General features: G+C 64.2%; 11 protein-coding genes and 1 tRNA gene. 5 read left to right on the top strand and 7 right to left on the bottom strand.

Annotated elements, in window-relative coordinates:
* Window positions 1-18 precede the first annotated feature (18 nt).
* Window positions 19-636 carry a response regulator transcription factor gene (locus VGU00_RS07975; protein WP_327467229.1) on the top strand — a complete coding sequence of 206 codons (618 nt, stop codon included), beginning with the start codon at window positions 19-21 and terminating at the stop codon, window positions 634-636.
* Here VGU00_RS07975 and VGU00_RS07980 read toward each other — a convergent pair.
* A complete protein-coding gene (locus VGU00_RS07980) occupies window positions 622-2,907 on the bottom strand; it encodes a sensor histidine kinase (protein WP_327467231.1) in 2,286 nt (761 codons plus the stop codon). The two genes, VGU00_RS07975 and VGU00_RS07980, sit on opposite strands and share 15 nt — an antisense overlap.
* A gap of 315 nt (window positions 2,908-3,222) precedes the next feature.
* On the opposite strand from VGU00_RS07980, the gene VGU00_RS07985 reads away from it, so the two are divergent.
* The 3 genes from VGU00_RS07985 (at window position 3,223) to VGU00_RS07995 (ending at window position 12,799) form a co-directional block, all read left to right on the top strand.
* Entirely contained in the window at window positions 3,223-9,135 is a 5,913-nt protein-coding gene (locus tag VGU00_RS07985; protein WP_327467233.1) for an autotransporter domain-containing protein, read from the top strand.
* Window positions 9,136-9,374: 239 nt separating this feature from the next.
* Window positions 9,375-11,996: a TonB-dependent receptor gene (locus VGU00_RS07990; RefSeq protein ID WP_327467235.1), complete on the top strand. Its 2,622-nt coding sequence runs from the start codon at window positions 9,375-9,377 to the stop codon at window positions 11,994-11,996.
* Entirely contained in the window at window positions 11,996-12,799 is an 804-nt protein-coding gene (locus VGU00_RS07995; RefSeq protein WP_327467237.1) for a hypothetical protein, read from the top strand. Before VGU00_RS07990 ends, VGU00_RS07995 begins: the two co-directional genes overlap by 1 nt.
* A 124-nt stretch (window positions 12,800-12,923) precedes the next feature.
* Here the strand turns inward: VGU00_RS07995 and VGU00_RS08000 are convergent.
* The 6 genes from VGU00_RS08000 to VGU00_RS08025 all read right to left on the bottom strand — a co-directional run bounded on the left by VGU00_RS08000 (window position 12,924) and on the right by VGU00_RS08025 (window position 18,621).
* Window positions 12,924-12,999, bottom strand: a tRNA-Lys gene (locus VGU00_RS08000).
* Window positions 13,000-13,109: 110 nt separating this feature from the next.
* Window positions 13,110-14,216, bottom strand: coding sequence for a rod shape-determining protein RodA (rodA, locus tag VGU00_RS08005; RefSeq protein ID WP_327467239.1), 1,107 nt, complete (start codon window positions 14,214-14,216; stop codon window positions 13,110-13,112).
* Window positions 14,213-16,123, bottom strand: coding sequence for a penicillin-binding protein 2 (mrdA, locus tag VGU00_RS08010; RefSeq protein WP_327467241.1), 1,911 nt, complete (start codon window positions 16,121-16,123; stop codon window positions 14,213-14,215). The genes rodA and mrdA overlap by 4 nt, the downstream gene beginning before the upstream one ends.
* Window positions 16,124-16,130: 7 nt before the next feature.
* Entirely contained in the window at window positions 16,131-16,652 is a 522-nt protein-coding gene (locus tag VGU00_RS08015; protein WP_327467242.1) for a rod shape-determining protein MreD, read from the bottom strand.
* The gene (gene mreC / locus VGU00_RS08020) at window positions 16,649-17,557 is read right to left on the bottom strand and encodes a rod shape-determining protein MreC (RefSeq protein ID WP_327467244.1); all 909 of its coding nucleotides are present in this window, start codon (window positions 17,555-17,557) and stop codon (window positions 16,649-16,651) included. Before mreC ends, VGU00_RS08015 begins: the two co-directional genes overlap by 4 nt.
* 17 nt (window positions 17,558-17,574) lie before the next feature.
* The gene (locus VGU00_RS08025; protein WP_327467246.1) at window positions 17,575-18,621 is read right to left on the bottom strand and encodes a rod shape-determining protein; all 1,047 of its coding nucleotides are present in this window, start codon (window positions 18,619-18,621) and stop codon (window positions 17,575-17,577) included.
* A 197-nt stretch (window positions 18,622-18,818) separates the two neighbouring features.
* On the opposite strand from VGU00_RS08025, the gene mutL reads away from it, so the two are divergent.
* Window positions 18,819-20,630, top strand: coding sequence for a DNA mismatch repair endonuclease MutL (mutL, locus tag VGU00_RS08030; RefSeq protein ID WP_327467248.1), 1,812 nt, complete (start codon window positions 18,819-18,821; stop codon window positions 20,628-20,630).
* Window position 20,631 lies beyond the last annotated feature (1 nt).

A 20,631-nucleotide genomic window follows, 5' to 3' on the forward strand; every position in this document is an offset into this window, starting at 1 on the left:
CTGAGCGGGGGCGCAGGCATGACGGTGAAGCACAATGTTCTGATCGTAGACGATCACCGCATCACGCAGAGCGGATTGCAATTCCTGTTCGGCTCGCTCGATCGCTATGCGGTCGTCGGCGCGCTCGACAGGGGGGCGACGGTCGGTGCCTTTGTCCAGTCGCAGCCGGTCGATCTGGTGATCCTCGACCTCAACCTGCCCGATGTCAGGGGGATCAACGTCCTCGCGGAGATCGTCGGGTCGCGCGACATGACGGTGATCATCCTGACGGGCGAAACGCATCTCAACGAAATCCATTCGGCGCTGAAACTCGGCGCGCGCGCGGTCGTCAGCAAATCCGATCCGCTCGACCATATCGTCGCCGCGTGCGATGCGGCGCTGGCGGGCGAAATCTATATATCGCCGCACATGAACGACGCGCTCGGGAAGTTCCAGCAGCCCGCGGTTGCACTGTCTTCGCGGCAGATGGCGATCCTCCACTATCTTGCGCAGGGCGAGACGAACAAGGAGATCGCTTATCGGCTGGCGATCGCACCGCCGACGGTGTCCTTCCACATCGCCGAACTGAGGCGGAAGCTGGAGGCGCCGCACAATCGCAAGATCGTCGAACGCGCGAACGAGCTAAACCTGCTCTGACGCCTTTGCGACAAGCGGGTGCTGTAACAATTCGCGGCAAGCGGGCTTGATCGCGACCATCGCGACAAGGTCGCTAAGCCGTCCGCGCGTGATGGTCGTATCGTCGTAGGTCAGCGCGATAACCCGGTTCCGGCTGGTCCCCGGCGCGGTCAGCCCCGCCTCGAAATCGCTCCGCTGATCGAAATCGAGAACCGTCCATTGCGTCAGTTCGACCTGCAATTCGTCGGTGGAAATAGGGGTGACGGCGGCAAAGGCGGCGGGCAGGCCGATCCGGATTTCGGTTCCTTCGGGCGTCGACGACAGGATTTCCAGCGTTCCGTGCAGCGTTTCGACGATGCGCTTGGCCGATCCGAAGCCCGATCCGGTCCCCTGGACATTTTCGTTGGCGCGAATCCGGGCGCTGCCGCCGCCGTTGAGCGCCGCAACGACGTCGGGCGGCATGCCGGCGCCCGTATCGCTGATCGTGATGATCGCGCACCCGTTTTCGAGCGCGATCGCGATGCGGGCGCCGCCGGTTTCGGTAAATTTGTAGCTGTTGCTGAGAATGTTGGCGAGCGCGCGCATCAGGAGCGGTTTGTCGGAGATCATCGTCACATCGCCGGTGACCTGCACGCCGAGGGTCAGCTTTTTTCGCGCAAAGAGCGTCTTGAACATCATCGACAAGGGTTCGACGAGCGCTTGCGCACGAAAGCTGCTGAGCGAGACGAAATCGCTGTCGCTGGCGGCGATATTGGCGCCCGAAATGGTCGTCGAAACGATTTCGTTCAAATAGCCGGCCGAACTTTCAAGCATTTCGACCAGTCCGGCGTCGGTGTCGGGCCGATCCTGCCGCTTCAACACGTCGACCGCGCTGTTGAGCGCGAGGATCACCTGCCGGCTGTCGTGCCCCGACGCATGGAGTAGCGCGTTCTGGCTATTGACCGTTTCGAGCGCGAAGGCCTTTTCCTCTGCGAGTTGCTGCGCGCGTTCGCTGATCTCGAGGCGCTCGGTGAGCGAGCGCGCGTAATTTGCATCGGCGACGAGCTTGTCCTGCTGGATTTTCTTGAGGTTCAATCCGAGCGCGAGCGTCACCATCACCGATTCAAAAAGGCCGACGGGACCGGCGAGGTGCCAGTTGATGGGCAGCCAGGCAAACACGCCCATTGATGCGATCGCGGCATAGACGATGAACAGCGCGAGGCTGGCCCAGCCTACGAAGAGCGGCCAGAACTGGTAACCGAGCTGCTTCATCGCTGCATAGCCGACGAAAGGTAGGAACAGCGCGACGGCCACGGTGACGAGCCATCCCGAAAGGTGCAGGAAAAAGCGGACGCCCGGCGGATAGAAAGCGAGCCCAGGCTGGAGCAGCATCACCGCGAGGGCGAAGAATACAAGCAGCTTCAGCACCATGTCGCGCTTGGGGAAATTCATCGCCGTGTTGACGAAACTTCGGCAAAATTGGGCCATCGCCCCCGCAAAGCCGCACTTGATGAAATCCTCGACCGCGACGCCGACCAGCGGTTTGTCGTAGAGGAAGAAGATGGTGATATACCCCTCCGAATGGACGGTATTCAGGGCGAAAAAGGCTTCGGCGACGGCAAGCCAAAGAAACTCCCTGAATCCCGTGATCGAGAAAAAGAGGAAGTTGAGCAGCAGCAGCGTCAGCGCGCCGACGACGACACCCGACACCATCGAGATATTGGCGCGTCGTTCCTTGAAGAAGGTGCCATAGCTGTTGATCCGCAGCGGCATATAAGTCGAATTTTCGGAGATGAATTCGATGACGACCAGCTTCTCCTGCCGCGGTGCGAGCACAAGCTCCGAACTGAAGGCCTGATAGGTGCCCAGATTCTCGCGTGCTGCCTCCGAATCGGTGCCGTCGACGATCAACGCGAGGTCGCCGCCCTTCGCTTCGTAGAGCCGGAAATGCTTGAGCGAGCCGCGGCCGGTGGTGAGAATCCAGCTGCCATGTTCGTCGCTCGCATTCCGGACCTTCAGCAGCACGACTGTCCGGGTTCCCGGCGGTCCGAAATGGATGGTCGGACCTTCGATCCGTTGTAGCGGACCGGCGAGGATCTGGTCCAGTTGAGGCGTTCTCGTTGCGCCAGGCCGCTTGGCGAACCGCACGAATGATGCGAGCGCCGGGGCATCCTCATGCGCTCGCAGGTCGAGCAACGGCACCCGCTCGCTTTCGGCATGCGCCGGCTGCGCTGCCAGAAGGAGCATGAAGCCAAGAATGGCGTATACTAATTTCATCAGCACCCCCGCGCCGACCGGGGGGAGGCGCGGCATCGGGCGCCCGGCGGGCACGCGTTTCCGCGTTGCCCGGCATCTGTCGCAACCCACCCCCCGGTGATCCTTTCCCGTAACGGCCCCGGGCGCCTGAACGCAAGGGCGACCGCAACGGCCCGTCGCAAATTCACCCTAAATAACATTGGGTAGACGTTGCGCCGCGCCTCCCCCTAGTCATCGCGCACAAAGCCGGGGTGACTGAACCCGATTGGCTTGGGGGCGCATAGCATTGAGGTGGGGTGGACCAGTCGGAGAGCCAATTGGCTCTCCGGCGAACCTCTCGCCTTGCCGGTCATGTCGAGGGGGACACAAATCATGTCACGCATTTCGAAATCTCGCCTGCTCACCACGAGCGCAGTCGTCGGCCTGTCCATCGGCCAGATGATCGCGCCGGCCGGGGCACAGGAATCCTTCGGTATCCATAATGACCAGCCCGAACTGCTGGAAATTATTGTCGAAGAGGACGATCTCGATGTCGAGGGTCTCGACATTGGTATCTATGCCGACAATGGTCCTGTCACCGTCGACAATTCCGGCGAGATTCGGGGCAATGGCACCGGCGTCGGCAGCATCGATAGTCGTCCGAGCGGCGGGATCGTTATCGCGCAGCCCGGATCGAGCGTCACCAACAGGGCCAGTGGCGAAATCATCGGCGGCTCGAATGGCATCGCGACCTCCTATTTCTTCAGCGAAGACGAAAATGACGATGAATTGCCGCCGCAGCCGCTCGCGGCGAACACCACCGTTACCAACGCCGGAACGATCATCGGTCAAGCGGGCACCGGCGTCGCCTTGGCCGGCGGGGGTAACGTCACCAACAATGACGGCCTGATCCAGGGTCTCAACGGCGCACCGGGCAGCGGTGTTAACGGGATCGGCGTTGCTATCACCGAGTTCCCCGATGCCATTGCAGAGGGTGTCACCGGCATTGGGACCGTGACGAACATCGACACGGGCATCATTGAAGGACAGACTTTCGGCGTCGTCCTGCAGGGCGGCGGAACGATCGACAATGAAGGCGGCACGATCCGCACCTTCGGGCAGTATAACCCTACAATTCCGGGAACGCAGGTACCGATCGGGATCGTGATGGGCGCAACGCCCGAGCAGTCGGGACGGAGCGCGACGCTGAACAACGAGGGCGTCGTCCTCGGCTTTTTCGGCGTGCTCGCGGGCGGCGCGCTCGAAACGACGACGATCAACAACGACGGCATCATCATCGGCTCCGCGGCGGCGATCCTCGGCCAGTCGAACGGCGAACTGGTCGTCAACAATGAAGAGGGCGCGGAGATCGGGGCAGGCGGGAACGGTATCCAATCCGGCCTCAGCCAGTTGACGGTCGACAATGCGGGATTGATCCGCGGTGATGCGCAGAACGGCATCAACATCATGACCGCCGATGCGTCGATCACCAACAGCGGGACGATCCGCGGGGGGCAGTTCGGGATCGTCACCAACGCGCAGCCCGCGACTCCCACGGGCCCGGGACAGTTCATCGCCGCCAACAGCTCGGTAACCAACAGCGGCACGATCCTTGGGAACAATAATGACGCGATAAGGCTGGTTGGCGGCGGCACGGTCGTCAACAGCGGCGTCATCAGCGGCCTCAACAACGCACAGTCCGATGGCGTCAACATGTACGCCTATGAAGGGCAGGATCCGGCGAGTTACGTGTCGAGCGTCACCAACACCGCAGAGGGCCAGATCACCGGCGTCCGCGCGGGTGTTGCGCTGTCGTCTGGAGGCACGGTGGATAATGCCGGTGCGATCGTCGGCAACAGCATGGGCGTGCTGATCCAGAACGGCGAGGAGCCCCTGGTCGCGGCGATCACCAACAGCGGCACGATCGAAGCTGTCGCCGGCGGCGGCATCGTCGGCTTTGGCAATCTGGAGAGCTTTTCGGTTTCCAACAGCGGTACGGTCACCGGTGCGGCGGGCGACGGCATTTACGCGGCGACGACGGCCGACGGCGTGACGGCGATCGAAAATAGCGAGACTGGTACGATCACCGGCGCGGCGTCGGGCATTCATGCGGAGCTTGGCGGGCTCGACCTCACCAATGCGGGCACGATTCACGGCGATGGCCTCAACCCCGGTTTCGATGCGCCGCCGGATGCGGGGGTCACCATATCGGGCGGTCCCAGCTCGGTGACCAACAGCGGGACGATCACGGGCAATCGCTTCGGCATCACCACGGCCAATTATTTCAACCCGGCGACAGGCCAGCTTCAGGGCCTCGCAACCGGTACCACCGTCGTCAACAGCGGTACCATCTATGGCTATGGCGACGATGGCGTCCGGCTGATCGGCGGCGGCGGCGTCACGAACAGCGGCGAGATCGGCGGCCAGATCGAGGCTTTTGCCGACGGCGTGTCGATGTTCGCCTATACCGATCAGGCGAACGAGGATTACAGCGCGCTCGTCACCAACGAAGATGACGGCCGGATCATCGGGGTTCGCTTCGGCGTCATCCTGTCGGGCGGTGGCGACGTCGTGAACGACGGCGAAATCATCGGCGCGTCGGGCGGCGTCTATGTCCAGGGTACGGCGCTCAACACCGATACGAACGAGGAGCGCAGCGGGCTCACCGCGAATATCGTCAACCGGGGCACCATTACCGGCCTTGGCGATTTCGGCGGCACGGGCACCACCGGCTATGGCGTGGGTTTCGGCAGCGACATGTCGACCGCAACGCTGGTCAACAGCGGCACCATCACGAGCGAATTCGCCGAAGGCGTCAGCCACGGCTCGCGCGCCGACCTGACCGTCACCAACGAAGAGGGTGGGGTGATCACCGGCGCGACCTCGGGCATCTACAGCGGTGCGACCGGCACGCTGACGGTCGACAATGCTGGCATCATCCGTGGCAACGGCACTTATGACGGCTTCGCTGCGCCGCCTGACGCCGGCATAACCATCGGAACGGCGGGATCGAGCGTCACCAACAGCGGGACCATTTCGGGCGCCAGCGCGGGCATCACCACGGCCTTCCTGTTCGATGAGGATGCGGGCAGGCTTGTCGGCCTGGCGCTTGGCACCGAAATCGAAAACAGCGGCACGATCTTTGGCGAAACGAATGACGGCGTGCGGCTGATCGGTGGCGGTGCGGTCACCAACAGCGGCACGATCCGGGGCGAGGGCGCCGCCTTCGCCGACGGCATTTCGATGTATGCCTTTACCGACCAGGCGAAGGAAAATTTCAGCGCCTCCGTCGTCAACGCCGAAGGCGGCGACATCAGCGGCACGCGCTTCGGGATCATCCTGTCGGGTGGCGGCGCGGTCGAAAATGCCGGCAACGTATCGGGCTTCGATGGCGGCATGTTCATCCAGGGCACTGCGGTCAACAGCGACCCCGGCGAAGACCGCAGCGGTTTGACCGCAAGCGTCGTCAACAGCGGCACGATTACAGGCAACCGCGACGACGGGCTCAACGGTTATGGCGTCGGTTTCGGCAGCGACCTCTCGACGGCAACGCTCGATAACAGCGGCACGATCAGCAGTGTAGCGGCGGCGGGCGTGTTCCATGGCACGCTCGGCGATGTGACGATCAACAACCGCGCGGACGGCGTGATCGAAGGCGGTGCCTATGGCGTCTACGCCAGCGGCGAGGGCACGCTCGACCTGATCAATGCGGGCACGATCCAGAGCGCCGGAGCCGGCATCGAATCGACGACGCAAACCAATCTCGTCAACAGCGGTACGATCACCGGCAGCAACGGCGTCGCAGCGCAGCTCGGCGCGTTCGACGACATGGTGACGCTGAAGACCGGCAGCGCGATTTCGGGCCTTATCGATGCGGGCGACGGCGTCGATACGCTCACGCTCGACGGCGACATCCTCGAACTGACCGAGGCGCAGCAACTGACCGTGGCGAGCGGCTTCGAGGCGCTCGATGTCGCGGCGGGCTATTGGTCGACGTCGGGATATGTCGGCGAATTCGGCAATGTCTCGATCGCCGAGGGCGGGGCGCTCCAGGTCAATGAGGTCGATCTGGGTAATAGCGACACCACGTCGCCGATCCTGACATCGAGCGTGCGGACCGATGGCCTGCTCGTGCTCAACTTCGGGGCCGACGAGACGGTGTCCGCGCTCGACGACCTGACGATCGATGGCAGCGGCCGCCTGCAACTGATCGGCGATGCCGTGTTCACCGTCGATACCGCGAATATCGCGCACACCGGCGGAACCGTCATTTCGAACGGCGGGCTGGTGTTGACCGGGCTGCTGCAGGGCGATGTAAAGACCGAAGGCAATGGGTTCTTCGAGCTCGGTGCCGGCGGAACCGAAGGCAGCTTCGCAGGCAACATCGTCAACGACGGTCGCTTCGTCTTCAACCGCTCGGACGATTATGATTTCCTCGGCGCCTTCTCGGGTAGCGGCATCCTCGACAAGAAGGGCGACGGCGTCCTGACCTTCATGGGCGATTATGCCTTCCAGGGCGTGACGAACATCCTTGGTGGATCGGTACGGATCGGCGGGATCATCGACCCGGAGACCAACTTCAGCCTGGGCGAGGGCGGTACGCTCGACATCACGGGCACCGACCAGACCATCGGTGGACTTGAAGGCGAAGAGGGCGCGAGCGTCGTCATCGGCGACAGCCAGCTGACGGTGACGCAGGACGGAAACACCGCATTCGGCGGCGACATCTCGGGCAATGGCAGTCTCGTCAAGGACGGCGAGGGGACGCTCAATCTGACGGGCGACAGCAGCTATACGGGCCCGACGACGGTCAATGGCGGGACGCTTGCGGTCAATGGTTCGATCGTGTCGTCGGTCACCGTCGAGGACGGCGGTACGCTCGGCGGTAATGGCAGCGTCGGCTCGACGACGATCCGCGACGGAGGCAAGGTCGGTCCGGGCAATTCGATCGGACAGCTGACGGTCAACGGCGATCTCGCCTTCGCTGCCGGCTCGACCTATGAAGTCGAAGTTAACGCCGCGGGCGCCGCCGACCGCATCGATGCGACGGGCGCCGTCACGATCGCAAGCACTGCCAGCGTCGCGGTGCTCGCCGAGAATGGCACCTACAATCCGCGCACCGACTATGTGATCCTGACCGGGGCGGGCGGTGTGACGGGCACGTTCGGAACGGTGACGAGCAATCTCGCCTTCCTCGATCCGCTTCTGCGTTACGGTGCGAATTCGGTCACGCTGTCGCTCTATCGCAACGATATCGATTTTGCCGATGTCGCGATCGGCTTCAACCAGGCCAGCGTCGCCAGCGCCGTTCAGGCGCTGGGTCCCGACAACGCTTTTTACGAAGCGGTGCTGGTCCAGAATGCCGCGATGGCGCAGGCGAGCTTCGGCGACCTGTCGGGCGAAATTCTCGCCAGTTCGCTCAGCGGCCTGACCGATGACAGCCGTCACCTTCGCAATGCGCTGCTCGGCCTGCGGGCACCCGAAGAAGGTGGCGCGTTCGTGTGGGGTTCGGCGTTCGGCGGCTGGGGTGACTTCGACGCCAATCGCGGCAATTTTGCGATGAAGACCGATCACAAGGGACTGATTGCGGGCTTCGGCTTTGGCGGCAACGGTTTCGCCGCTGCACTGTCGGCGGGGATCGGCGGTTCGGACTTCCGCTTCAGCGGCCGCAGCGACAGCTCCGATGTCGACAGCAAATATCTCGCAGCGCACGCCACATATGGGGCGGACGCCGGTCTGCGCGGTACGATCGGGGTCAGCTATGCCTGGCACAAGATCGACACGAACCGCACGATCGGCGGAACGCTGCCGGGGCAGACGCTGGAATCGAAGCGTGACGCCGATACGCTGCAGCTCTTCGGTGAAATCGGCTATGCGATCGTGACCGGCAAGGCCGCGATCACGCCCTTTGCACGGCTTGCGCATGTCGATACGGGCAGCGATGCCTTCGCCGAAACCGGCGGAACTGCGGCGCTTGCCGTCGGCAAGGCCGATCAGAAGACGACCTTCTTCAGCCTTGGCGCACGTGCGCAACTGAACGCCGGAGAACCGGGCTTCCAGCCCTATGTCTCGGCGGCATGGAACCGAGCGTCGGGTGACCGCGCCGCGCCCATCGTGTCGCGCTTCGCAACCGGTGGTCCGGCGTTTGATATTCTCGGCACCGCAATTCCGAAAAACTCGGCCGAGGTCGAAGCCGGGTTTGAATTCACCTCGGGCCTGTTCCGCGTCGGCGCAGCCTACACGGGCACGCTGGCGTCGGACCGCAATGTCCATGGCGCAAGAGTAACTGCGCGTATCGCCTTCTGATCACGCGACCCGATCAGAAGCGGTTCCCGCGGTGAGAGGCCGAGGCGACATCCGTCGCCTCGGCCTCTTCCCTTTCGCGTCGGCAAAGCGACGCCGAATGACGTTGGGCCGCCACGCGCCACCTTCGTCATCAAATTGATATGTAACCTTCATCATGTCGCAACGGTCCCGTCACCTCGCTGACGCCGCGCGTTCCTATCTGCCGCCCCGACAACAACACCGTCTGGGGAATCACCAAAATGAAAACGCCTCTCCCGAATTTCCGGGTCGCTTTGCTGTGCTCGGCCGTCCTCTTCTCCGCGCCCTCGCTGGCGCAGTCCGAGCCGGCGCCGGCCACGCTGCCCGAGGCGGAAGCGGGCGCCGACGGCGACGCGATCGTCGTCACCGGCCAGCGCCGCGCGCAATATGAAGCGACCGCCGAAAAGCGCGATGCCTTCATCGTGATGGACGCGATTTCGTCGGACGATATCGGGAAGCTTCCCGACCATAATACCGCCGCCGCGCTGCGCCGCATCCCGGGGCTTTCGGTGCAGGAGGATCAGGGCGAGCCGCGCTTCCCGGTGCTTCGCGGGCTCCAGTCGACCTATAACCGCACGACCGTCGACGGCGCGCTGGTGTCGGGCGTCGACTCGACGGGGCGCACCGTGCCGCTCGACATCATCCCCTCGGTGATGGCGGCGCGTATCGAGGTCATCAAGACGGTGACGCCGGAGAACGACGCCAACGCCATCGGCGGCATCATCAACATCGCGACGCGCAGCGCCTTCGACGCGAAGCGTGCCTTCTTCAACGGCGTCGCGTCCTATGGCATATACGAACAGAATGGCGACGTGCGGAACAGCAAGCCGTCGTACCGCATCGCCTTTGCCGCCGGTACGACCTTCGGTGCGAACGACGAATGGGGCATCGTCGTCGGCGCCAGTCAGGAGCAGCTCGATTACGACATTCCGCAGATCGAGGTCGCGAGCCCCTCGGTGCGCGAATATAGGGCGGACGGAACTGCGGTGAATTCGGGCGATCCGACAGGCAACGGCATTCAGGTGCCGACCCAGCACCGCCTGTTCTGGTACAATAACACCAAGCAGCGCACCGGCGGCAATGTGAAGCTCGAATGGCGCCCCTCGGACCGCTTTCGCTGGGAGCTGTCGGGCGTCGTCGCGTGCACCGAGGATGACGAGGAGCGCATCGAATATCGCATCGAACCGCTCGGCAATGTCGCGAACCAGACCCCGACCAGCGGCGATTTCGCACGCGGCCGCATCATCATCCAGCTCAACCAGCCGATCACCAAGCGCCTTGTCGCGCTCGGCCGCACCGCGTTCGATTGGGACGCCGGCGAGACGCTGAAGGTTGATGGCGACGCCGTCTTCTCGCTCGGGCGCCTCCGCGTCCCCAACGAAAGCATCGAGTTCCGCACCCGCGACGCCAACGGTGCGCGCTATGCCTTCCATTATGACACGTCGGATTTCTATCCGGTGTTCACCCCGACCAATGCGGCGGCAGCCGTCGATCCGACGAATTTCTACCTTCAGCAGCAGCGCAGCGACCTTCAGAAGTCGCTCGAAAAGAGCGGCCAGTTCCGCCTCAACCTGACATGGGGCGACGACCGCGACGATGGCGGAGTCAAGCTCAAGACCGGCGGCGTCATCCGCCTGACCGACCGCGAGAACAGCAACCCGCGCACGGACTATAAGGCGGCGAGCGGCTTCGACTACACGCTGGACGAGGTCGTCACCGACGGCCCGACCAAGCCGATCCGCGGGCAGTTCACGATCCCGATCCGCATCGACTCCGATGCGTTCCCGGCCTTTTACGAAGCGAACAAGGGCAGCTTCACGACGACGGTCGCCTCGGCCGCAGGCAATTATGACGTCAGCGAGGATGTCTATGCCGCCTATCTTCAGGGCAGCACACGCATCGGCAATGTCACCCTGCTCGGCGGGCTGCGCTATGAACGCACCGACATCTCGTCGAACGCCTTCCGCGCGGTCGGCTCGACTTTGACCGAGATCACCACCGACGGCAGCTATGACAATTGGCTTCCGAGCTTCCATATCCGCTGGGACGTCGCCGACCGCTTCGTCATCCGCGGCGCCTATACCAACACGATCGGTCGTCCCGACTATGGTTCGATCGCCGCGACCGAAACATTGAGCTTCGACGGCAGCCAGCCGACGCTGTCGCGTGGCAACCCGGGGCTGAAGCCGCGCGAAAGCCGTGGTTTCGACCTGTCGTTCGAATTTTATCCCAAGGACGGCGTCATCTCGGCCGCGCTCTTCCACAAGAAGATCAAGAACGAGATTTTCACCCTGTCGAGCGTCGAGATGATCGACGTTGGCCGCGGGGCCGAGGATGTGCTGGTGTCCGAACCGCGCAATGCCGAAAGCGCGACGATCAAGGGGCTGGAACTCAATCTCCAGCAGGCGCTGACCTTCCTGCCCGATCCGTTCGACGGCCTCGGCATCAGCGCGAACGCGACCTTCCTCGACACCAAATTCACCTTCCTGACCAGCGTCGGCCCGCGCGTGACAGGCCTGTTCCTCCAGCCCGACACGGTGTGGAATGCGTCGGTCTATTATCAGAAGGACAAATTCGAGGCGCGGCTGTCGTATAATTACATCGGCGGCTTCCTCGAAACGATCAACGACACGATCCCGAACGCCGACCAATATTGGAAGAGCCGCGGCACGCTCGACGCGAACCTCAACTTCCGTCTGACGCCGAATGTCACCCTCTATGCCGAGGGTCAGAACCTCACCAACAAAGGCCGCCGCGAACTCGTGGGACCGGGGCAGGCCTATCTCCAGGAATCGGCCGAATATGGCCGCACCTTCTGGTTCGGCGTGGCGGCGAACTTCTGATGTTCGGCGCGCTTCTGCTCCTCGCATCGACCGCCGCCACGCCCGCTACTGCGGTTCCGCAGGGCGAGGCGGCCGAGACCGTCCGCCGCATCCCCGCCGCCGAAGCGCGGCAGGGCGTGGCGGCGGGCCCCGCGGGCATCTACGCCGTCGCGAACTGGACGATCGCGCGCTACGATCGCAAGACCGGCGAGCGCGTGAAACTTTGGGAGGGCGATCCCGCCCGCTATCCGCACATCAACAGTTGCGCGCTGATCAAGGCCGAACTGGTGTGCGCGGCGTCGAATTTTCCCGCGGTGCCGCACGCCAGCTCGGTCGAGATATTCGATCCTGTCACGCTCGCGCACAAGCGTACGGTGTCGCTGGGGCAGGGGACCGGCTCGCTGACCTGGGTCGACTGGCACGACGGCCACTGGTGGGGCATGTTCGCCAATTATGATGCGAAAGGCGGCGAACCGCCGCGCGACCATCGTCACACCACGCTCGTCAAATTCGATCCCCAATGGCGCCGTACCGAAAGCTGGGCGCTGCCCGCGACGATCCTCGCACGCATCGCACCGATGAGCATTTCGGGCGGCGGCTTCGGGCCCGACGGGAATCTGTGGCTGTCGGGGCACGATTTGCCCGAACTCTATGTCACGCGGTTGCCAAAGGGCGGCGCGACGCTCGACCATATCGCGACGGTGCCGATGGAGGCCGAGGGGCAGGCGATCGACTGGGACGAAGGCCAGCCGGGGATGCTCTGGGGGATCAGTCGCAAGAACCGCGCGATGATCGAGATGCGCGTAGCGATGCCTGTAAAATAGCCGGACGCATTTCCCTTGCCGGTTCGGGATGGACGGGATGCTGCACTTGTGGATCCGGCATCGGACAGGAGACGGAAATCATCCGTTGTCGGGAAACATCCGGTTTGCGATGATAGGAGGAAAATGGTGGACGCACTAGGGCTCGAACCTAGGACCCGCTGATTAAGAGTCAGCTGCTCTACCAACTGAGCTATGCGTCCACTGCCGTTTTCCGGCATTCGCGACCCGGCGGAAAGTCCTCCGTGTCGCGAAGAGAGCGGCCCGCTATCATGGTGTTATGGCCTTGGCAATGGCCTTTTCGCTTTTTTTGTCAGTGAAAGCGGCGGGTGCCCGTTTTGCTGTCGTTTTCGATGGCGAGAATGATACCGACGCAGGTCATGATCGTGAGCATCGACGAGCCGCCGTATGAGAAAAGCGGCAGCGGAATGCCGACGACGGGCGCGAGGCCCATCACCATCATTAGGTTGATCGCGATATAGAAGAAGATCGTCATCGTGAGACCCGCGGCGGTGAGCTGCCCGAAACGCGTCCGCGCCTTCAGCGCAACGCGCGTTGACCAGCGCAGCAACAGGAAAAAGCCGAGGAGCAGGGCGAGCCCGCCGATCAATCCCCATTCCTCTGCCATCGTGGCGAAGATGAAGTCGGTGTGGCCTTCGGGAAGATAGTCGAGATGGCTCTGCGACCCGTTGAGGAAGCCCTTGCCGCCGATGCCGCCCGATCCGATCGCGATCTTCGACTGGCTGATATGATAGCCCGCACCCAGCGGATCGCTTTCAGGGTCGAGGAAGATCAACACGCGCTTTTGCTGATAGTCGTGGAGGAAGGAGAAGAGGATCGGCAGCGCCGCGATCCCCGCCGCTGCGGTGCTGCCGAACCACCAGAAGGGCAGCCCCGCGGTGAACATCACGACGACGCCGCCTATGCAAATGGCGAGCGCGGTACCGAGGTCGGGTTGCAGCATGACGAGCGCGGCGGGCAGGCCGATCATCACGAGCGCCGGCCAGAGCGCGGTGAAGGTCCGCGTATTGCCGGGCGGAAGCTGCGCATAAAAACGCGCGAGCGCTAGGACGATCGCGACCTTCATCAGTTCGGAGGGCTGGAGATTCATGAAGCCGAGATTGAGCCATCGCTGGCTGCCCCCGCCGACAAAGCCGAGCAATTCGACCGCGAGAAGCAGGATCAGGATGCCGATATAGCCGATATAGGCGAAATCCTCGAAGATGCGCAGCGGGAAGCGCCCGATGACGAGCGCGACGCTCAGGAAGACGAGGAAGCGTATGCCTTGCTGGAGCGCCCAGGGCGACCAGTTGCCGCCGGCGGCCGAATAGAGGACGAGCAGGCCGAATCCGGTGATGCCGCCGAGGATGGCGATCAGCTTCCACGGAATGCGCTGGATGGCGGGTGGGACGGGGATCATTGCGGGGGCATCTCCGGATCGGGTTTGCTCGCGCCCGCCTTCCACGCGGCATAGTCGCGGTCCATGCGCTCCTTGATCGTGCCGCCCCAGCCGGCCTCGAAGGTGGTGAGAGCCTCCATCGCCTTTTCACGGTCGAAGAGGAAGGTCATGAAATCCTTGGCGACCGGTGCTGCCGCGCGCGATCCGCCCATGCCATGTTCGATCACGACGGCGGTTGCGTAGCGCGGATTGTCGACCGGCGCGAAGCCGACGAACAGGCCGTGATCGCGAAACTTCCATGTCCCGGCCTTGCCGTTACCGGTGTTGAGCCCGCGCACCTGCGCGGTGCCCGTCTTGCCCGCCATCGCAATCCCGTCGAGCGGCAATTTGCTGCGCCCGGCGGTTCCCCCCGGGCCATTGACGACGAGGTCCATGCCGTGGCGTGCGGCCGCGAGGGCTTCGGCCGAAAAGGGCAGGGGCTCGTTCTTGAACTGCCGGTTGACGAGGCGCGGATAGAGGCGGCGGCCCGATGCGATCCGCGCGGTCATGACCGCAAGTTGCAGCGGGTTCACGCTGACATAGCCTTGGCCGATCACGGCGTTCAGCGAATCCGACGCCGACCATTGCTGGTCATATTTCTTCATCTTCCACGCGCTGTCGGGAATGGTGCCGTAACGCTGGTTGCTGCCCGCGAGCTGAAATTCCTCGCCGAGCCCCAGCAACCGCGCGGTCGGCGCGATCGCGTCATAGCCAAGCCGGTGTGCGAGCCAGTAGAAATAGCTGTTGCAGCTTTTCATGATCGCGGTCGCCATGTCGACGCTGCCATGCGTGCCGAGGCAGCGGAAGAAGCGGCTGCCGAGGCGGTATCCACCGATGCACGTGTGGCGTTCGCTGGGGTCGACGCCATGTTCCACCGCGGCGATCGCGGCCATCGGCTTCAGCGTCGAGCCCGGCGGATAGAGACCGCGCGTCGCCTTGTTGATCAGCGGCTGGTGATCGTCGCCGCGCAGCCAGCTATATTCTGAATTGCTGATCCCGTCCGAAAAGCTGTTCGGATCGAAACTCGGCATCGAAACGAACGACAGGATATCGCCGTTCTGGCAGTCGATGACGACCGCTGCGCCCGATTCTCGGCCCATGCGCCGCGCGACGAACTCCTGCAGGTCGGCGTCGATCGTCAGATGGACGGTCTTGCCCTGCACGTCGGCTTGCGTCGACAGGTCGCGGACGACCTTGCCGCGTGCGGTCACCTCGACCCGCCGCGCGCCAGGCTGGCCCTTCAGCATGTCCTGGAAATATTTCTCCAGCCCGTCCTTGCCGATCTTGTAGCCCGGCGTGATGTAGAGCGGATCCTTGACCTTCTGATATTCCTCGGCGTTCGGCGCACCGACATAGCCGATCAGATGGCCGACCGCTGCGCCGGTCGGGTAGTTGCGCGCAAAGCCGCGTTGCGGCGCGATACCGGGCAGTTCGGGCAGGCGGACGAGGATCGAGCTATATTCGGCCTCGGTCATATCCTCCTTGACTGCGACGGGCTGGAATCCCGACGCGGCCTTGAGGTCGCGGTTGATGCGTTCCATCGCGTCGCCGTCGAGCCGGAGCAGCGTCTGGAGCTGGCCGAGTACCATATCCTTGTTGTGCAAACGGTCGGGGATGATGTCGATGCGGAGCGAGACGCGATTGTTCGCCAGCGCCTTGCCATTGCGGTCGACAATCCAGCCGCGGCGCGGCGGGATCAGCGTCAGGTTGACGCGATTGCTTTCCGATTCAAGGACGTATCGATCATTGTCGATGACCGAAATATAAGCCATCCGCGCCGCAAGCGCGACGCCGACCGCCGCCTGTGCGCCGCCAACCACCAGGGCGCGGCGGGTGAAGGTTATGCCCCTCCAGGCTTCGGTAATCGGCGGACTCTTCTTCTTGGGCATCGGAATTTTATCGGCGTCTCAGGCGGAAATTGTCAAACATGCCGGTCAGGCGCATGAACAGCGGGACGAGCAGGACGGAAATGACGATCTGGGGCACGACGAGCCCGAGCACGCGACCTGTTTCGGCATGCGGATGGGTGATCAGTGCGGCTAGCGACTGGATCATCGCGATGGACAGGGCGGCGAGCGCCCAATCGTGAAAGAAGCCGCGCCAATAGATACGCTGTGACGAATAGTGGATCGCGATGCTGGCGACGGTCCACAGGCCGACGGCGGTCCCGATGGGCGCGCCGCTGAACAGATCGTCCCACAGACCGAGCGGCAGGCCGATCCAGACCGGCCACATCTCGGTGCGCAGCAATTGCCAGCACAGAAAGAACAAGAGTCCAAGCGGCGGCAGTACCGGCGAATTGGCGATCAGCGGCAGCATCAGCGGCAGCGCGGAGGCGAACATGACGCTCGCGATCGGCACGATGCGCATCCGCCACAGCGATGCCGGTTCGCCGAGGCGCGGCCCCTTCCGGTTCATGGCGCTTTCGCGGGCGCCGGGGCGGCGGCTGCCGGTCCGGGCCGGCCCTGCGCTTCGATATTGTCGGGGGTATAGGGGCGCAGCACGGAGACTGCATCGACCTTGCCGGGGTCGGCGAGAGGGCGGGCGAGTGCGCCATCATCCTGTCGCCGTACGACGATCGCGACCGGGATATTGGGCGGATAGAGGCCGCCGGTGCCCGAGGTGACGAGGATGTCGCCCGGTTTGAACGGATTGTTCGCGATGTTGAGCGTGCGGATGTCGAGGTCGCCATTGCCGCGGCCGCTGGCGAGCGCGGGCAGGCCGTCGCGCGCGCGGCGGACGGGCACGATATTGTCGACATCGGTGAGCAGGAGCACCTGCGAGACCGAGGGCCCCGCAGTGAGCACGCGGCCGATCAGGCCGTCGGCACCGCGCACCGGCTGGCCGGCCGCGACACCGAGGTTGCGGCCGATGCTGAGCAGCGCAATGCGCTTGCTGCTCGTCGAGGTCGAGGTGAGCAGATAGCCGTTGGCGAGCGCGGTCTTGTCGGTTTCCTGAAGTTTCAAGAGCGCTTTCAGCTGGCGGTTCTCTTCCTGCAGCGAGCTGGTCGCGACCAGCTCGCGCCGGGTATCGGCGAGTTCCTTGCGCAGCCTGCGGTTCTGCGTGCCCGCGCGGACATAGGCTCCGACGGTGTCGTCGATGCCCGAGATCGATCCGATGACCGAGCGCGTGCCGCGCGCGATGGGCGCGGTGATTTCCTGGCTCGCCACGCGCAACTGGGCGAAGCCGACGGGATCAACGACCGAGAGGATCGCGAGCAACAGCCCGGCCACTGCCCCGGTCACCGCGATGACATAGGCAACGAACAGGCTGTACTGCGCCTTTCGGGATTGCCCCGGACGTCGATGTGCCGGGCGGACCATGGTTCCAGCTTAACCGATCAGGCTTGCTGCAACACGCCGCGGAAGGCGGGGTCTTCCATCGCGCGGCCGGTGCCGATCGCGACGCAGGTCAGCGGATCCTCGGCGACGGTGACGGGCAGGCCGGTCGCGTCGCGGAGCAGTTCGTCGAGTTCGGCGATCAGTGCGCCGCCGCCGGTGAGCACGATGCCCTGGTCGACGATGTCCGCCGCGAGTTCGGGGGCGGTGTTTTCGAGCGCGATGCGCACGCCTTCGACGATCGTGCCGATCGGTTCGGACAGGGCTTCGGCGATCTGTGCCTGATTGATCGAGATTTCCTTGGGCACGCCGTTGACGAGGTCGCGGCCCTTGATGTGGATCGTCATGCCGGTGCCGTCGGCCGGGATACGCGCGATGCCGAAATCCTTCTTGATCCGCTCGGCGGTCGATTCACCGATCAGCAGATTATGGTGTCGGCGGACATAGGAGACGATCGCTTCGTCCATCTTGTCGCCGCCGGCACGGACCGAGGTGGTGTAAGCGAGGCCGCGGAGCGAGAGCACCGCGACTTCGGTGGTGCCGCCGCCGATGTCGACGACCATCGAACCGATCGGTTCGGTCACGGGCATGTCGGCGCCGATTGCGGCCGCCATCGGCTCCTCGATCAGCCACACTTCGCTGGCGCCGGCGTTCGATGCTGCGTCGCGGATCGCGCGGCGTTCGACGCTGGTCGAGCCCGAGGGAACGCAGATCACGATTTCGGGGCTGCGGAACGCGTTGGGCTTGCCGCCGTGCACCTTGGTGATGAAGTGCTTGATCATCTGTTCGGCGACGTCGATGTCGGCGATGACGCCGTCGCGCAGCGGGCGGATCGCCTCGATGCTGTCGGGGGTCTTGCCCATCATCAGTTTCGCGTCGTCGCCGACCGCCTTCACCCGCTTGATGCCGTTCAGCGTTTCAACCGCAACGACCGAGGGTTCGTTGAGGACGATGCCCTTGCCGCGAACGTAGACCACCGTGTTCGCGGTGCCGAGGTCGATAGCCATGTCTTGCGAATTGAATTTGAACCAGCGGGAAAAGAAGGACATCGATACTGCTTCCTGTCATCGACAGCGCGGTCAGGGAACGGGCCGCACCACCGTCGTCAAAATTGCGCGTTCCCGTTCCGGCGACAGGACCAAATCCGGGGGAGATTCCGGCTCTGCCGAGGTCGGCTGGCTGGACAGGAAGATCAGGCTGTGCGGGTGGGTCGCGATTTGCGTCCGACTGCGCTAGGAGAGCCCCCATGTCAATACGTCGCCTGCCGGAAAAGCTCGTAAATCGGATCGCAGCCGGTGAAGTGGTTGAAAGACCCGCCGCAGCGCTCAAGGAACTGGTTGAAAACGCCATCGATGCGGGCGCGACTCGCATTTCGGTGCGAATCGCCGAGGGCGGAATTTTGCGGCTGGAGGTCGAGGATGACGGCTGCGGGATGAGCGCCGCCGACATGGCACTCGCGCTCGAGCGCCATGCGACGTCGAAGCTGCCGACCGATGCGATCGAGGATGTCATAACGATGGGTTTTCGCGGCGAGGCTTTGCCCTCGATCGCGAGCGTCGCGCGCCTGACGCTCGAAAGCCGGACGCAGGGCGGCGACGGCTGGAAGCGCGTGGTCGACAATGGCGCAGTGGTCGCCGAAGGTCCGGCGGCGCTCGCAAAGGGCACGCGCGTGATGGTCGAGGATTTGTTCGCGCGCGTTCCAGCGCGGCGCAAATTCCTGCGCAGCGGGCGCAGCGAATATGCCGCCTGCCTCGACGCCGTGCGGCGGCTCGCAATGTCGCGCCCCGATATCGGCTTCACCGTCGAACATGACGGGCGCCGCGTGCTCGACGTCCAGGGCGGGCAGGATCAGCTGACGCGCGTCGCGGCGCTGACGCAGCGCGAACTCGCGGCGAACAGCATCGGCGTCGATATCGATCGCGGCGAGGTGCATCTTGGCGGCGTGATCAGCCTGCCGACCTACAATCGCGGTATCGCCGATCACCAGTATCTGTTCGTCAACGGGCGCCCGGTGAAGGACCGGCTGCTCGTCGGCGCGCTGCGCGGCGCCTATGCCGACCTGCTCGCGCGCGATCGCCACCCGGTCGTCGCGCTCTTCCTCGACGTGCCGACGAGCGAGGTCGACGTGAACGTCCATCCCGCAAAGACCGAGGTACGCTTTCGCGACCCGCAGCTCATCCGCGGGATGATCGTCGGCGGGCTTCGCCGCGCGCTCGATGAACATGGTTTCCGCAGCGTCCAGCGCCCCGCCGAGGCGGCGCTCGCGGCCTGGCAGCAGGAGCCCGTCGCGCCCGAACCGACGACAGGCTTCCTCTTCGCGCGCCGTGCCGAACCCGCGGTCCACCTGTTCGGCGCCGATATCGCGCCGCGCGCCGAGGATGTCGCGCGTGTCTACGACCGGCTGACGCCTTTCGCTTCACCGGCACCGATCGCCGGCCGCGCCGAACCCGCGACCGCGCCGGTGCCCGAAGCTGAATCGCATCCGCTCGGCATCGCGCGCGGCCAGATTGCGAAAACCTACATCGTCGCCGAGGCCGAGGACGGGCTCGTGATCGTCGACCAGCATGCCGCGCACGAGCGGCTGGTGCTCGAGCAGCTTCGCCGCGGGATGAGCGGGCAGGCGGTGCTCTCGCAAGGCCTGCTGCTGCCCGAGGTGGTCGAGCTTGACGAACCCGCGTGCGACCGGCTCGAAGCGGCGGCGCCGCAATTGGCGGCGCTCGGGGTCGAACTCGAACGCTTCGGCCCGGCGGCGGTGATGGTGCGCGCGACGCCCGCGATGCTCGGTACGATCGACTGCCAGAAACTTGTCACCGACATCGCCGACGATCTTGCCGGTTACGATGCGGCGCTGGGGCTTAGCGAGCGGCTCGAACTGGTCGCCGCGACGATGGCGTGCCATGGGTCGGTGCGCGCGGGGCGCACGCTCAGCGTCGCCGAAATGAATGCGCTGCTGCGGACAATGGAAGTTACGCCGCACAGCGGCCAGTGCAATCACGGTCGGCCGACGTGGGTCAAACTCGCGATGGACGATGTCGAGAAATTGTTCGGGAGGAAATAGG

Source organism: Sphingopyxis sp. (assembly GCF_035944815.1).
GTDB lineage: Bacteria > Pseudomonadota > Alphaproteobacteria > Sphingomonadales > Sphingomonadaceae > Sphingopyxis.